Genomic DNA, 15,007 nt, shown 5'->3' with positions numbered 1-15,007 from the left:
ACGTTTTAGGTTTATTTAGGGTTAAATAACTAATTAGCGATAATTAATTTATTAAAAATTGATTACTTTTGAAGTAATCTATTTAAAAAATAAAATTAAACATAAACATGGCACACAACATTAAACCAGGCGTTGCTACAGGCGATGAAGTTCAAGAAATATTTAAACACGCTAAAGCAAATAGTTACGCTTTACCAGCTGTAAATGTTATTGGTTCGGACACTATTAACGGTGTATTAGAAACAGCAAGAGATTTAAATGCTCCAGTAATTATTCAATTTTCAAATGGTGGTGCACAGTTTAATGCTGGGAAAGGATTAAGCAACGAAGACCAAAAAGCTGCAATTGCAGGTGCTGTAGCGGGTGCTAAGCATGTGCATACGTTATCAGAAGCTTATGGTGTGCCAGTAATTTTACATACAGACCACTGTGCAAAAAAGTTATTACCATGGATTGATGGTATGTTAGACGCCAGTGAAAAATATTTTGAAGAAACTGGAAAACCATTATTCAGTTCACACATGATTGATCTTTCTGAAGAACCAATAGAAGAAAACATAGAAATATGTAAAACCTATTTAGAGAGAATGAGCAAAATGGGAATGACTTTAGAGATAGAATTAGGTATCACAGGAGGAGAAGAAGATGGAGTAGATAACAGTGATGTAGACGATTCTAAACTATACACACAACCCGAAGAAGTGGCTTACGCTTACGAAGAGCTAAGTAAAGTAAGTCCTCGTTTTACCATTGCAGCAGCTTTTGGTAATGTACACGGTGTTTACAAACCAGGTAACGTAAAATTAACTCCAAAAATCTTAAAAAATTCTCAAGAATATATTTCTGAAAAATATGGTGTAGGTCATAATCATATCGATTTTGTATTCCATGGCGGTTCTGGTTCTTCAGTAGAAGAAATTCGTGAAGGTATTAGCTATGGTGTAATTAAAATGAATATCGATACTGATTTACAATATGCATTCATGACAGGTATTCGCGATTACATGGGGAAAAAAGCTGAATATTTAAAAGCACAAATTGGTAACCCTGACGGAGACGATGTGCCAAATAAAAAATTCTACGATCCACGTGTTTGGTTGCGTGAAGGCGAAAAAACTTTCGTAGCACGTTTAAAGAAAGCGTTTGAAGATTTAAATAACGTTAATACGTTGTAAGAAATTAAATATTTTCGATAAAAAAGATTCTGTAAAAACAGAATCTTTTTTTGTATAAAGTATTTTCAACCAGATTAATAGCACTAACTTAAAGGAGCTTGTTTCATAAAAAGCACCGTAGTTTTACCTCAAAAGCAAAAAAAGGTTTAATTTTGTCTTCTCGCTTTTATAAAAGCAAACTGACTAACAAAGTTGAAACGTAATAGATTGTTATAATCTGTAAAAAAATATAAATCATATGTCTTGGTTTAAAAGAAAAACAAAAGGAATAACAACAACAACCGAAGAGAAAAAAGATACACCAAAAGGGCTTTGGTACAAATCGCCTACAGGGAAAATTATTGATACCGAAGAGTTAGAAAAAAACTTTTATGTAAGTCCAGAAGATGGGTACCATGTGCGTATTGGTAGTAAAGAGTATTTTGAAATTCTTTTTGATGATAATAAGTTTAAAGAATTAGATGCAAACCTAGAATCTAAAGATCCTTTAAAGTTTGTTGATACTAAAAAATACCCAGACCGTTTAAAATCTGCTCAAGAAAAAACAAAGCTAAAAGATGCCGTTAGAGTCGGCGTTGGTAAATCTAAAGGAAAAGATTTAGTTGTAGCTTGTATGGATTTTGCCTTTATTGGTGGTTCTATGGGAAGTGTAGTAGGCGAAAAAATAGCACGTGCAGCAGATTATGCTTTAAAGAAAAAATTACCATTAATGGTAATCTCAAAATCTGGCGGTGCCCGTATGATGGAAGCAGCATTATCTTTAATGCAGTTAGCCAAAACATCTGTTAAGTTAGCACAGTTAGCCGAAGCTAAATTACCTTATATTTCGTTGTGTACAGATCCTACAACAGGAGGTACAACAGCATCTTTTGCTATGTTAGGCGATATAAACATTAGCGAACCAGGAGCTTTGATTGGTTTTGCAGGACCTCGTGTTGTAAAAGATACAACTGGAAAGGATTTACCAGAAGGATTTCAATCTGCTGAGTTTTTATTAGAGCATGGTTTCTTAGATTTTATTACGGTTAGAAAGGAACTTAAAAATAAAGTAAATCAATATATCGATTTAATTATGAATCAGCCTTTAAGAGCTTAATTCATTTTATAATATTTCAATTAAAGCCGCTAAATTTAGCGGCTTTTTTATTTGCTTTCTGTAACTTTTTTATAAAATCTACCACCTATAAATACAACAATGTGTTATTGTTGGTTTATAAAAACTATTAAATTATGGGAGGAGAAGGTGCAATGGTAGCAGCCAGTAATTCATTAAAAAATAATAGAAGTTTATTAGCAAAACGACAAGACAAAAAAGTATTGTCTGGTAGCTACCGCGGAGTTAAAATGAAATCTTTTTCAGAGTCTACACCAGCATTATTAAATAAAATAAAACAGCAAACTATCGAGGAAAACAGGGCCTTTAAAAAGAAAATAGTTTTTATAATTCTACTATTAGTTGTGCTTTTTATAGTATTAGGCTATTTTATTTTTACATAAAAAAAGCCTTTAAGTTTTTAAAACTTAAAGGCTTAATATAAACTTTAGAGCTTTAGTAAGAAATTAACTTACAGCTTCTTTAATTCGTTTTATAGCTTCAATAATTTGTTCTTGCGAAGCAGCGTAAGATATACGAATACAATTTGGATTTCCAAAAGCATCACCTGTTACGGTTGCAACCAAAGCTTCTTCTAATAAATATAAAGAAAAATCGGTAGCGTTGTTTATTGTTTTTCCACGTAAAGTCTTTCCGAAGTAATATGAAATATCAGGGAATACGTAAAAAGCACCATCAGGAACATTACAGTTAAAGCCTTCAATATCGTTTAATAAACCAAGAATTAAATCGCGACGCTCTTTAAATTCTTCAATCATATACGATACTTTCTCTGGAGATTCTGTGCATGCAGTTATTACAGCGCGTTGTGCAATACAGTTGGCACCGCTTGTGGCTTGTCCTTGAAGTTTATTACATGCTCTAGCAATTTTTTCTGGAGCACCAATATATCCAATACGCCATCCCGTCATAGCAAAAGCCTTAGAAACGCCATTTACGGTGATAGTTCTGTTGTACATCTCTTCAAATTCGGCTATACTGGTATGACCTTTACCATAATTTATGTGTTCGTAAATTTCATCGGAAACGACATAAATGTCTGGGTATTTTTTAAAAACATCAACTAAAGCTTGCAGCTCTTCTTTACTGTACACCGAACCACTTGGGTTACAAGGCGAACTAAACCACATCATTTTGGTTTTTGGTGTAATGGCAGCTTCAAGTTGTTCTGCAGTCATTTTAAAATCTGTTTCAATTGAAGTTTTCACTTCTACAGGAACACCGCCAAAAAGCTTTACAATATCAGAGTAACTTACCCAGTATGGACATGGTAAAATAACTTCGTCGCCATCATTAAGCATAACTCCTGCAATATTAAACAGAGCTTGTTTAGCACCTGTAGAAACCACAATTTGAGAAGACTCATAAGTTAAACCATTATCACGTTTAAACTTTGTAATAATGGCATCTTTAAGTTCACCATAGCCATCAACAGGAGTATACGAGTTGTAGTTCTCGTTAATAGCTTGAATAGCGGCTTCTTTTATAAAATCGGGCGTGTTAAAATCGGGTTCGCCTAAGCTTAAACCAATAATATCTTTGCCTTCGCCTCTTAATTCGCGTGCTTTCGCCGCCATAGCTAACGTTGCTGAGGTAGCCATGTTTAAAATTCTATCAGATAATAGTTGCATTTAAATGTAAATAAGTTGGTTAAACGTTTAACGCAGGTTTTGCTCCCATTTGTTTTAAAAATTTAAAATGAGAAATAACAGCTTTACGTGTTGTTTTATATTCGTTGTATGGTAAATTAAATTCTTTAGCTGTTTCTTTTACTATTTTTGCGATTTTAGTATAATGTACATGACTAATATGCGGAAAAATATGGTGCTCTACTTGGTGGTTTAAGCCGCCAGTAAACCAGTTAACAATTTTGTTTTTGGTGCTAAAATTAATGGTTGTGTTTAATTGGTGAATTGCCCATGTGTTTTTCATAGTACCGTTTTCTTCTGGTAAAGGCATTTCGGCTTCTTCCATAACGTGTGCTAATTGAAACACGACACTTAAAATTAAGCCGGCGGTATAATGCATTAAGAAGAAACCTAGTAGTACTTTCCACCAAGCAATATCTAAAACTAAAAGCGGTAAAACAATCCAAATAGAAACATAAATTAGTTTTGAAATTACAAGTTTACTCCAATTCCAAACTGGGTTAGGGAATTTTCCGTAAGATAATTTACGTTTCATATAACGGCGCATTTGTTGCCAATCGGTAGTGATGGCCCAATTTATAGTTAATAAACCGTATAATAAAATAGAGTAGTAGTGTTGAAATCTGTGATACCATTTCCACTCTGAATGTTTTGTAAAACGTAAAATACGACCAGCGTCTAAATCTTCGTCGTGTCCGTGTATATTTGTATAAGTATGATGTAAAACATTATGTTGTACTTGCCAGTTGTACACATTTCCAGCTAGAATGTAGATACTACTTCCCATTAAGCGGTTAACCCATTCTTTGTTAGAAAAAGCACCGTGGTTACCATCATGCATTACATTCATACCAACTCCTGCCATTCCAATTCCCATTACTATGGTTAAAAGTAGTTGAGCCCAACCAGGTATATTTAAGGTAAGTATTAAGAAATAAGGCGCCAAGAAAATGGAGAACATAACTATGGTTTTAACCCATATTTTCCAGTTGCCGGTTTTTTTTACGTTATTTTCTTTAAAGTAATTGTTAACTCTTTTATTTAATGTTCTGAAAAATTTTGCTGAATCCGTTCTGGAGAACGATAATGTCTGTTTAGTCATGATAAATATTTTATATAGTACTCAAATTAGGTCGAATGACTATATTCGGTGCAAATATAGTTATAAACCAACTTAACTAATAACGTTTTTTAGTAAAATAATGTATTTAAAAAGTATATTTTTGTTGAAAATTTAACAGAAATGGAACTCATTTTAAAGTACTTTCCAAATTTAACTGAGACTCAAATTAATCAGTTTAAACAATTAGAAAATCTTTATCAAGACTGGAATTTAAAAATTAATGTAGTCTCTAGAAAAGATATTGACGAGCTGTATTTACGCCACGTCTTACACTCATTAGGTATTGCTAAAGTATTGCAATTTAATGATGGAAGTAAAATAATGGATGTTGGTACGGGTGGAGGGTTTCCAGGGTTACCATTAGCCATTTTATATCCAGAATGTTCGTTTCATTTAGTAGATAGTATTGCTAAAAAGCTTAAAGTAGTAAATGAGGTTGTTGAAGGCTTAGGTTTAACCAATGTTAAAACAACACACACTCGTGTTGAAGAAATTAATGATACTTACGATTTTATTGTAAGCAGAGCTGTAGCTTCAATGCCCACGTTTGTTCATTGGGTGAAAGGAAAAATAAAAAAAGAACAAAGCCATGATTTAAAAAATGGTATACTATATTTAAAAGGTGGTGATTTAAGCGAGGAGCTTAAAACTTACAGGACAGCCACCATTTACGATTTGCCAGATTTTTTCGAAGAAGACTTTTTTGAAACCAAAAAAGTGGTGCATTTACCTTTAAAGTATAAAGGGTAATTTATCGATTTTTAATTATCTCGTTAATATTATTATTAAAGTAATGATAATAATGTTGATGCCAATAAGTGTTTTCATAATCATCAATACTATTTATAGTTTGGTTTGGGGAAATAATACTATTAGCTTTTTTTAAATTTTCTTGAGAAAGCGGTGTGTTATTTAATTTGTTGTAAGCCATAGCTAATCCTAAGTAGGTATCAAAATCTGTTGTGTCGAACTGGTTGGCTTTGGTGAAATCTATAATAGCTTCTTCAAATTTTCCTAAAAATAAATTTATGGCTCCTCTGTAAAAATAGCTATAGGCATTATTTCTGTCGGCTTTTAATACAATAGAAAAATCACGTTTAGCTTCTTTAAAATAGTTCATTTCCATGAAGAAAAGTGCGCGGTTGTAATACGTGTCTATTGACGGCTCTAAAACGATGGCAGTAGTATAACCTTCTAAAGCTTTTTCTAATTTTTCGGTGGCTTTATAAGCATGTGCCCTTAAAACATGTGCCCGAGCAAAGTTTGGTGCATTTTTTATAACGATATTAAAATCGGTAATGGCACTTTCAAATTCGCCTAAATCTAACTTCACACAAGCCAAACTATAAAGTGCGTCAATAAAATTATCGTCTAGCATATAAGCTTTGGCATAGTCTTGTTTTGCACCTGGTAAATCTTGCAAGCTGTATTTCGCATTTCCACGATTAAAAAAGGTGTCCGCTTCTGGTTTTTCAACAATTATTCTGGAGTAATCTACAATGGCACCTCTAAAATTTCCTAAGTCGTTTTTTGCAATACCACGCTGAAAAATGGCATCGAAATTTTTAGGGTCTTGTTTTATAATTTCGTTTAAAATAGAAATTCGTTCTTCTAAATTAGAAGTTCTTAAGGCTTGCCTATATAATTTCTTAACCTGAGCAAAATTAAGAAGAGGCAATAACAGTAAAAGTGCTAGCAGTTTTTTCATTGTGAATTAGGGAGCAAAAAATATGCCGTTTTTCACATAAAGATAATATAGTTTTCCAGAAATTTAAGTTTTGTTTTTTAAAATTAAATCGTCACGTTTTTTTATTAAATATTTTTTTTCGAGTGTATTGCTAACCTGTTCTATAGCTTTGTTTAGGTTTAAAATGGCTTTTTTAGGTTGATTGGTTTGCAAATAATAATTGGCTTTAGTGGCATAAAACAAATATGAGCGTTGTTGTAAATCTTCAGCATTTAATTGGTTTAAATGTGTTTTTGCCATTATAAAATCTTGTTTTTGCAAGCATACAACAGCCATGTTTAATAAATTAATGGGAGCTGGTTGTAATTGGTGTAGGCATTAATACCAATGGTGAATTTTGTTCCAATCTGTTTGTTCGAAGGTTGAAGCTTTTAAGTGCTCTGCAATTATGGCGGCTTCATAATGATAATGCGAAAATGTATGAGTTTCAACAGCTTTATACATCATTACATTTCCGCGCTCTATAAGCGGTTTATGCCACAGGCTACGGTTTTGCGTTTTTAAATCTAAAATTTCGTTATTGGTATTGGTTTTCGCATCTAGTCGTGCGGCATGAAAACACAATAAAGCACAAAGCGCATATACTTTTGGTTGTCTTGTAATGTCTTTTTTTAATAGAATTTGAGTTAAACGAATAGCTTCTGCACAAAGTTCTTTTTGAATGAGTTTGTCTGTTTTGTTAGAGTGAAATCCTTCATTAAAAATTAAATATAAAACTTCCAGTACACTATCTAACCGTTGAGGTAACGCATTGCCTTGTGGAATTTTAAAAGGAATATGTTGTTGTTTAATACTTTTTTTAGCCCGAAGCAGCCGTTTTTTAATAGTATCTTCTTTGGTTAATAAAGCCGAAGCAATTTCTTTTATGCTAAAACCAGAAACGGTTTTTAATGCAAACGAAATACGATCGCGAGCATCGAGTTTGGGGTGGCAAGCGGTAAAAATCATACGTAATTGCGCATCTTCAATTTCTGAATCTAGAAACAATTCGTTTATAGCAATACTTTGTGTGCCTTGGTTTATTTGTGGTAAGTTGTTTTGTTGGGCTTTAAGCGTTCTAAAAATATCTAAAACACGGTTTTTCGCCACTTTATTTAACCAAGCTTCAGGATTTTCGGGTTGTTTTGTACGCCAACTTAAACTGGCTTTTATAAAGGTGTCTTGTACGGCATCTTCAATTATACCGAGATGCTGTAAACCAAAAAATCGAGTTAAAACAGAGACCATCTTTCCGCTGTGATGTCTAAAAAGATGGTCTATAAGTTGGTTTTCCATACTATCTATCGAACACCATAACTTCTCTAATTTCTACAGTGCCACCTAAATCGTAATCGGGAAAATCTTGAGCAATGGCTTCAACAGCATCAAAACTTTCGGCTTCAACGGTGTAATAACCACCAACAATTTCTTTAGCTTCGGCCGAAGATAAATCGGTTACCGTGCGGTTTTCACCCGAAACACGTCTAATTTGTGGTGTTAAAGCTTCACCGCCTCGTAAAATACCGGCTTGTTCCATTTTGTTTCCCCAGGCAAACCATTTTTGCATGCGAGTTTGTAATTCTTCTGGCGATAAGCCTAAATCGGTGTAATCGGCTCCAGTGAAAATCATCATAAATTGTTTCATAATTTAATTTTTTAAAAGTTTATATCTTAATGACGTTTGCCAGATTTAAAAAAGGGACATTTTTTTCAAATTTATTAAAATTCTTACTTCAAAATAATTAAATTAGTTGAATGCAAGAAGATTTTCTACATTATTTATGGAAACATAAAAAGATACATATTACGCATTTAAAAACGGTTATGGGTAAAACAGTTGTTGTAAAAAATGTAGGCACGCATAATTTTAATTCGGGCCCCGATTTTTTTAATGCCCAATTAATTATTGACAATCAGCTTTGGGCTGGTAATGTGGAAATTCATATAAAATCTTCCGATTGGTATTTGCATAATCATGAAATAGATAATGCTTACAATAATGTTATTTTACATGTAGTTTGGGAACACGATATTGAAGTGTTTAGAGAGGATAATTCGCCTTTAGCTACCTTACAATTAAAAGATTTTGTTAATGAGGGTTTATTAAAAAGTTATAAGACATTATTTGGTGCCGATAATAGATGGATTAATTGTGAAAATGAATTTAGCAATGTTAATGATTTTGTGCTTGCCAATTGGAAAGAACGCTTATTTTTTGAGCGTTTAGAGCAAAAGGCTGGTGTTATTGATGATTTATTGACTCAATCTAAAAACGACTGGGAGACCGTTTTATTTAAAATGATATTTAAAAATTTTGGTTTAAAAGTAAATGGAGAAGCCTTTTTTAGTTTGGCAAATTCTATGAGTTTTACGGTGGTTAGGAAGATGCAAAATGATTTATTTAAGTTGGAAGCCTTGTTATTCGGTCAAGCAGGATTATTGGAAAACGACACTCAAGAACCTTATTTTTTAAAACTTTTAAAGGAATACAGCTTTACTAAAGTAAAGTTTAACCTAAAAACCATTGGGGTTTTACCTGTTCAATTTTTTCGATTGAGACCTCTTAACTTTCCCACCATTCGATTATCGCAATTAGCAAGTTTATATTTTTTACATCAAAATTTGTTTTCTAAAGTTATAGAAATCAAATCACTCGATGAGTTTTATAAGTTGTTTAAAGTAGAGACTTCTAGTTTTTGGAAAACGCATTATACTTTTCAAAAAGAATCAAAGCCTTCAAACAAAGGAATATCAAAATCATTTATCGATTTGTTGCTAATTAATACTATAATTCCACTAAAGTTTTGTTATGCAAAGCATCAAGGAATTTCCATTCAAGATGAAATATTAGAGTTGATAGCCTCAATAAAATCAGAAAAAAATAATATTATTTCGGCTTTTAATAATTTAAAACCAGTTTCAAAAACAGCTTTAGATTCGCAAGCCTTAATTCACTTAAAAACTAAGTATTGTGACACTAATTTGTGTTTAAAATGTGCCGTGGGAAACGTGTTTTTAAATAATAAACTTTTAAACCAAGAAACTTAATATTAAATTGCGATATGAATGTATTTTACAAACCAGTATATTTTTTTCAAAAACATGGATATTATGTGTGTCAAAGAATTGCCGATAGGTTAGGAATTCGCGCCAAAGTAGTGCGTACAAGTTTTATGTATTTAACATTTGTTACTGTTGGTTTTGGATTTGCATTATATTTATTTTTAGCTTTTTGGATGCGAATTAAGGATTTAATTTATACCAAAAGATCTTCGGTTTTCGATTTGTAATTTTATATGAATCCATTAATAAAGTTTTTTAGAACCAAAATTTACACCGCAGTACTCTTGCTAATAGTAATTTTACTTATTGGCGTTTCTGGGTATCGATTTATTTCTGGTTATTCGTGGGTCGATGCTGTTTACATGACCGTAATTACCATGACAACCGTTGGTTTTGGTGAAGTTGTACCACTTGATAAAGAAGCTAAAATTTTTACCATAATCTTAATTTTAGCGAGCGTAATAATTGTAGGTTACGCACTATCTATTATTACCGAATATATTTTAAGTAAGAATGATATTGAAGAATTAAAACATAGAAAAATGCAAAAAAAGATTGATGGTTTTAAAAATCACGTTGTTATTTGTGGTTATGGGCGCAATGGTAAACAAGCAGCAAGCAAATTAATGGCCTACAATCGTGAATTTGTTGTAATTGAAAAAAATAAAGAATTAGAAGAACGTTTACAGCTAGATGGCGTGCCATATGTAATAGGAAATGCAAATGAAGATGAAGTTTTGCAACAATCTGGTGTAGATCGCGCATCTTGTTTTATTTCGGCTTTACCAAACGACGCCGATAATTTGTTTGTAGTACTTTCTACCAGACAACTTAATAAGGATATTAATATAATTAGTAGAGCATCACAAGAATCATCTTATAATAAGCTAAAATTCGCAGGAGCCAACAATGTTATTTTACCCGATAAAATTGGTGGCGATCATATGGCGTCTTTAGTAGTTGTTCCTGGTTTAATGGAATTTATTGATAATTTATCTATTGTAGGCAAATCAAATATAAATATAGAAGAAATTGCAGTAGAGAAACTATATAATACCAATTTTGCAAAAACCTTAAAAGATTTAGATTTACGCCGTAAAACAGGCTGTAATGTAATTGGTTATAAGGATGCTAGTGGTGAATATATTGTAAACCCTGAAGCGAATTTAAAATTAGAACCGCATTCTAAAATCATTGTTTTAGGTCGTCCTGAACAAATAAATGCGCTTAATTCTGAATTTAATATAGATTAGTGTAATTGCATTTTTAACAACCAATGTTTTAAAATGCCATTTTTTTTTAGCATCTTGCCGCAAATAACTAATTATTCTCTAAATAATAACTAACTTATTCTCATAATTATGAAGAAATATCTTCTAACAACACTTTCATTAATTTTACCAATATTAACATTTGCACAAGAAGAAGAGGTTGGACTTGACCAAAAAATAGATCAAGCATTTGCACCTATTGCAGAATTTTTTACGAATGTTGTGTTTTTTCCTGTTTATAAAGGTGAAGAATTCACAATACCATTCGTACTGTTACTATTAGTAGGTAGTGCGTTATTTTTTACTATTTATTTTGGCTTTCCAAACATTCGTTATTTCTGGACAGCTATAAATACGGTTCGTGGTAAATATGAAGATATTGAAAAACACGGTGCTCAAGAACTTTATGGTGAAGAGGGTATTGCTCAAGGTCAAGATTTAACTAATGTGGATATTGAAGATCATTTGGTAAGTATAAAGGACGATTTAGCGATTGATGGTGATATAGTAGATACTATAAGAGATGAAAGTTCTGAAGGGGAAGTGTCGCACTTTCAGGCTTTAGCAACTGCGGTTTCAGGAACAGTCGGTAATGGTAATATTGCTGGTGTAGCTTTAGCTATTGCTTTAGGTGGTCCTGGAGCAACGTTTTGGATGATTATATGCGGCCTTTTAGGTATGTCTACTAAGTTTGTAGAATGTACATTAGGTGTTCAATATCGCGATGTAGGTGAAGATGGTACTGTTTATGGTGGTCCTATGTATTACATAAGTAAAGGGTTAAAATCAAAAGGATTTAAAACCTTAGGGAAAATTGCAGCAGGTATTTTTGCGGTGTTTTGTATTGGTGGTTCTTTTGGTGGTGGTAACGCAGCACAATCTAACCAAGCAACTATTGTAATTAAAGAACTTTTTAACTGGGAAAGCACAGCGGCAGGAGCAATTGTAGGTTTAGTATTAGCTGTTTTAGTTGGTATTATAATAATTGGAGGTATTAAGCGTATTGCATCGGTAACTGAAAAAGTTGTGCCTTTTATGGCTTTAATGTATATAATAGCTTGTGTTTATATAATATTTAGTAATTTCTCATTAATTGATGATGCTATTGGTTTAATTGTAAAAGAAGCATTTAATCCAACAGCATTTGGTGTAGGCTCGGTAATAGGAGTTTTACTAGTAGGTTTTAAACGTGCGGCGTTCTCTAACGAAGCTGGGGCTGGTTCGGCATCAATAGCACACTCTGCGGTAAGAACAAAATATTCTGCTTCAGAAGGACTTGTAGCTTTATTAGAGCCATTTATTGATACTGTTGTAATTTGTACTATGACGGCTTTAGTTATTGTTATTTTTAACTTTGGAGGATTTTTTGAGTATGGTGGAGATGGTTCTGGTGTAGTGTTTATAGATGGAGAAGCTTTCGAAGGCGCAGGAATTACATCTAAAGCATTTGCGCAATATATTCCTTATTCAAATATATTTTTAACTGTAGCTGTAGTATTGTTTGCTGTATCAACAATGATTTCGTGGTCTTACTACGGCTTACAATCTTGGAAATTTTTATTCGGTAGAGGTAAAGTTGCCGATTTAGTTTATAAAATATTATTCTTAACCTTTGTTGTAATTGGTGCAGCTGCTAGTATGGGATCTATTTGGAGTTTCTCTGATGCGATGATTTTCGCAATGATTTTCCCTAACATGGTTGGTTTGTTCCTATTATTCCCAGTGGTTAAAAAACAATTAAATCGCTATCTTGATGCTATCAAGTTAAAAGCAGATGCGATTGAAGATTAAAATTTAACTAACTCAACCTTAATGCAATCCCATTTCAAGTTTACTAAACAACAGCGAAATGGGATTTTGCTATTATTAGTATTAATTATTGGGTTGCAATGTGCATATTTTTTTATTGATTTTTCTTCGGAAGAAATAAACGTTAATACCGAAGAGTTAATTGCTTTCGAAAAAGAATTCGATTCACTTCAAGCGGTGAAGATAGGCGCACAAAAGCCAAAAATCTATCCGTTTAACCCCAATTATATTACCGATTTTAAAGGTGAAACCTTAGGATTATCTACCCAAGAAATAGATAGGTTGTTTGCATTTAGAAAAAAAGGAGAATTTATAAATTCACCAAAACAGTTTCAAGAAGTAACCCAAATTTCAGATTCATTATTAAATACAATAGCACCATATTTTAAATTTCCCGACTGGGTAAATAAACCAGCTTATAACAAAGTCAAGAAAACAGCAGCTAAAAAAACATTTAATCATTCTCAAAAACAAGATTTAAATACAGCTACAGCCAAAGACTTACAAACGGTTTATGGTGTAGGCGCGGTTTATGCAAAACGTATTATTCGTTTTCGAAATTCCTTTCCAGGTGGTTTTGTTGCCGATATTCAACTTAAAGATGTTTACGGATTAAAGCCAGAGGTAATAACCAACATTACTCAAAAGTTTACGGTAAAAACACCGCGTGTAATTAAAAAAATAAATATAAATACAGCAACGGTTAACGATTGGGTAACTGTGCAACATATCGATTATGAGTTGGCTCATAAAATTATAGAATTTAAAGAATCTCAAAAAGGGTTCAAATCTGTTGAAGAACTTAAAAAAGTAAATGGTTTTCCTGTAAATAAATTTGAGATAATTGAATTATATTTGCAATCCGAAAATATTTTAAATGAATAACATATACTTCACTGAAGAACATCACCTTTTTAGAGAAAGCTTAAAAAATTTTTTACAAAAGGAAGTTGTACCACACATTAACACTTGGGAAAAAACTGGAGCGATAGATAAAGACATCTGGTTAAAACTTGGTGAAATGGGCTTTTTAGGTATAAATTACCCTGAAGCTTATGGTGGATTAAATTTAGATCTATTTTACACGGTAATTTTATTAGAGGAACTTCAAAAAATAAACTCTGGCGGTTTTGCAGCAGCTGTTTGGGCGCATGGCTATTTAGCGATGACGCATTTAAATGCCGAAGCTAGTGATGCGATTAAAGAAGAATATTTATCGGCAAGTATTATTGGAGAAAAAATAGGATGTCTTTGTATAACAGAACCTTTTGGAGGTAGCGATGTAGCAGGAATGCGAACTACAGCTGTAAAGCAAGGCGATAGTTATGTTATTAATGGTTCTAAAACTTTTATAACAAATGGGGTTTATAGCGATTATTTAATTGTAGCAGCGAAAACCAATCCAGAACTTGGAAACAAAGGAATAAGCATTTTTTTAATCGATAGAGAATCTCCTGGTGTATCGGCTACTAAACTAGATAAATTAGGTTGGCGTGCGTCAGACACAGGTGAAATAGCTTTTGATAATGTTAAAATCCCAGTTCAAAATTTAATGGGAGAAGAAAATAAAGGCTTCTCTTATATAATGCAACACTTTGCATCCGAACGTTTAATTATGGGAATTAATGCCCATGCTCGCGCAGAATTTGCTTTAGAGTATGCTCTGGAATACATGCAGGAACGTAAGGCGTTTGGTAAATCAATCAATCAGTTTCAAGCCTTAAGACATAAAATTGCCGATTTATATACCGAGTTAGAATTTTGTAAAACCTTTAATTACGCAGTGGCAAATCAATTAAATAAAGGTGAATATGCGGTAAAAGAAGCGACCATGTCTAAACTAAAATCTACAAAAATGGCAGATGAGGTTATTTATGAATGTTTACAGTTTTTAGGCGGTTATGGTTATATGGAAGAATACCCAATGGCACGACTGCTTCGCGATAGCAGGTTAGGTCCAATTGGAGGCGGAACTTCAGAAATACTTCGAGAAATCTTATCGAAAATAATAATCGATAAAAAGAGTTATAAACCAGCAACTTAAAAAAAAAGTATAAAATTAATTCAGAATTCAGAA

The 15,007-nt window shown here is 32.6% G+C and carries 16 protein-coding genes; 10 read left to right on the top strand and 6 right to left on the bottom strand.

Going from position 1 to position 15,007, the window contains the following annotated elements; translation table 11 throughout:
• Positions 1 to 107: 107 nt before the first annotated feature.
• From fbaA to PW52_RS09120, 3 genes are all read left to right on the top strand, one after another.
• Entirely contained in the window at positions 108 to 1,175 is a 1,068-nt protein-coding gene (gene fbaA / locus PW52_RS09130; RefSeq protein WP_044632607.1) for a class II fructose-bisphosphate aldolase, read from the top strand.
• Between the two features lie 238 nt (positions 1,176 to 1,413).
• Positions 1,414 to 2,271: an acetyl-CoA carboxylase, carboxyltransferase subunit beta gene (gene accD / locus PW52_RS09125; RefSeq protein ID WP_044632606.1), complete on the top strand. Its 858-nt coding sequence runs from the start codon at positions 1,414 to 1,416 to the stop codon at positions 2,269 to 2,271.
• A gap of 134 nt (positions 2,272 to 2,405) precedes the next feature.
• The gene (locus PW52_RS09120) at positions 2,406 to 2,672 is read left to right on the top strand and encodes a hypothetical protein (protein ID WP_044632605.1); all 267 of its coding nucleotides are present in this window, start codon (positions 2,406 to 2,408) and stop codon (positions 2,670 to 2,672) included.
• Positions 2,673 to 2,735: 63 nt separating this feature from the next.
• On the opposite strand, the gene PW52_RS09115 is transcribed toward PW52_RS09120, so the two are convergent.
• Positions 2,736 to 3,920: a pyridoxal phosphate-dependent aminotransferase gene (locus PW52_RS09115; RefSeq protein WP_044632604.1), complete on the bottom strand. Its 1,185-nt coding sequence runs from the start codon at positions 3,918 to 3,920 to the stop codon at positions 2,736 to 2,738.
• 19 nt (positions 3,921 to 3,939) lie between these two features.
• Positions 3,940 to 5,040 carry a fatty acid desaturase family protein gene (locus PW52_RS09110; protein ID WP_044632603.1) on the bottom strand — a complete coding sequence of 367 codons (1,101 nt, stop codon included), beginning with the start codon at positions 5,038 to 5,040 and terminating at the stop codon, positions 3,940 to 3,942.
• Positions 5,041 to 5,181: 141 nt separating this feature from the next.
• Here PW52_RS09110 and rsmG point away from each other — a divergent pair, with 141 nt between their 5' ends.
• Positions 5,182 to 5,811 (top strand): 16S rRNA (guanine(527)-N(7))-methyltransferase RsmG, encoded by a 630-nt coding sequence (rsmG, locus tag PW52_RS09105; protein WP_044632602.1) that lies wholly within the window; start codon positions 5,182 to 5,184, stop codon positions 5,809 to 5,811.
• A gap of 1 nt (position 5,812) precedes the next feature.
• Here rsmG and PW52_RS09100 read toward each other — a convergent pair whose 3' ends face one another.
• The 4 genes from PW52_RS09100 to PW52_RS09090 form a co-directional block, all read right to left on the bottom strand.
• Positions 5,813 to 6,769 carry a tetratricopeptide repeat protein gene (locus PW52_RS09100; RefSeq protein WP_044632601.1) on the bottom strand — a complete coding sequence of 319 codons (957 nt, stop codon included), beginning with the start codon at positions 6,767 to 6,769 and terminating at the stop codon, positions 5,813 to 5,815.
• Between the two features lie 63 nt (positions 6,770 to 6,832).
• On the bottom strand, positions 6,833 to 7,084 hold the full coding sequence (locus PW52_RS17715; protein ID WP_240475169.1) for a hypothetical protein: 252 nt from the start codon (positions 7,082 to 7,084) through the stop codon (positions 6,833 to 6,835).
• A gap of 42 nt (positions 7,085 to 7,126) precedes the next feature.
• Entirely contained in the window at positions 7,127 to 8,083 is a 957-nt protein-coding gene (locus PW52_RS09095) for an RNA polymerase sigma factor (RefSeq protein ID WP_240475168.1), read from the bottom strand.
• Position 8,084: 1 nt separating this feature from the next.
• Positions 8,085 to 8,432, bottom strand: a complete 348-nt coding sequence (locus tag PW52_RS09090) for a YciI family protein (RefSeq protein ID WP_044632600.1) — start codon at positions 8,430 to 8,432, stop codon at positions 8,085 to 8,087.
• A 110-nt stretch (positions 8,433 to 8,542) separates the two neighbouring features.
• On the opposite strand from PW52_RS09090, the gene PW52_RS09085 reads away from it, so the two are divergent.
• The 6 genes from PW52_RS09085 to PW52_RS09060 all read left to right on the top strand — a co-directional run bounded on the left by PW52_RS09085 (position 8,543) and on the right by PW52_RS09060 (position 14,974).
• On the top strand, positions 8,543 to 9,835 hold the full coding sequence (locus tag PW52_RS09085) for a DUF2851 family protein (RefSeq protein WP_044632599.1): 1,293 nt from the start codon (positions 8,543 to 8,545) through the stop codon (positions 9,833 to 9,835).
• 14 nt (positions 9,836 to 9,849) lie between these two features.
• The gene (locus tag PW52_RS09080) at positions 9,850 to 10,077 is read left to right on the top strand and encodes a PspC domain-containing protein (protein WP_044632598.1); all 228 of its coding nucleotides are present in this window, start codon (positions 9,850 to 9,852) and stop codon (positions 10,075 to 10,077) included.
• 6 nt (positions 10,078 to 10,083) lie between these two features.
• The gene (locus PW52_RS09075) at positions 10,084 to 11,103 is read left to right on the top strand and encodes a potassium channel family protein (protein ID WP_044632597.1); all 1,020 of its coding nucleotides are present in this window, start codon (positions 10,084 to 10,086) and stop codon (positions 11,101 to 11,103) included.
• A 108-nt stretch (positions 11,104 to 11,211) separates the two neighbouring features.
• The gene (locus PW52_RS09070) at positions 11,212 to 12,912 is read left to right on the top strand and encodes an alanine/glycine:cation symporter family protein (RefSeq protein WP_044632596.1); all 1,701 of its coding nucleotides are present in this window, start codon (positions 11,212 to 11,214) and stop codon (positions 12,910 to 12,912) included.
• 21 nt (positions 12,913 to 12,933) lie between these two features.
• The gene (locus tag PW52_RS09065) at positions 12,934 to 13,815 is read left to right on the top strand and encodes a ComEA family DNA-binding protein (RefSeq protein WP_044632595.1); all 882 of its coding nucleotides are present in this window, start codon (positions 12,934 to 12,936) and stop codon (positions 13,813 to 13,815) included.
• Positions 13,808 to 14,974, top strand: coding sequence for an acyl-CoA dehydrogenase family protein (locus tag PW52_RS09060; RefSeq protein WP_044632594.1), 1,167 nt, complete (start codon positions 13,808 to 13,810; stop codon positions 14,972 to 14,974). The genes PW52_RS09065 and PW52_RS09060 overlap by 8 nt, the downstream gene beginning before the upstream one ends.
• The last annotated feature ends 33 nt before the right edge of the window (positions 14,975 to 15,007 follow it).

The organism is Neotamlana sedimentorum, assembly GCF_000943565.1.
In the GTDB taxonomy this organism is placed as follows: domain Bacteria; phylum Bacteroidota; class Bacteroidia; order Flavobacteriales; family Flavobacteriaceae; genus Neotamlana; species Neotamlana sedimentorum.
The sequence above is the reverse complement of the archived record's forward strand: the minus strand, read 5'-3'. Positions and strand labels throughout refer to the sequence as shown.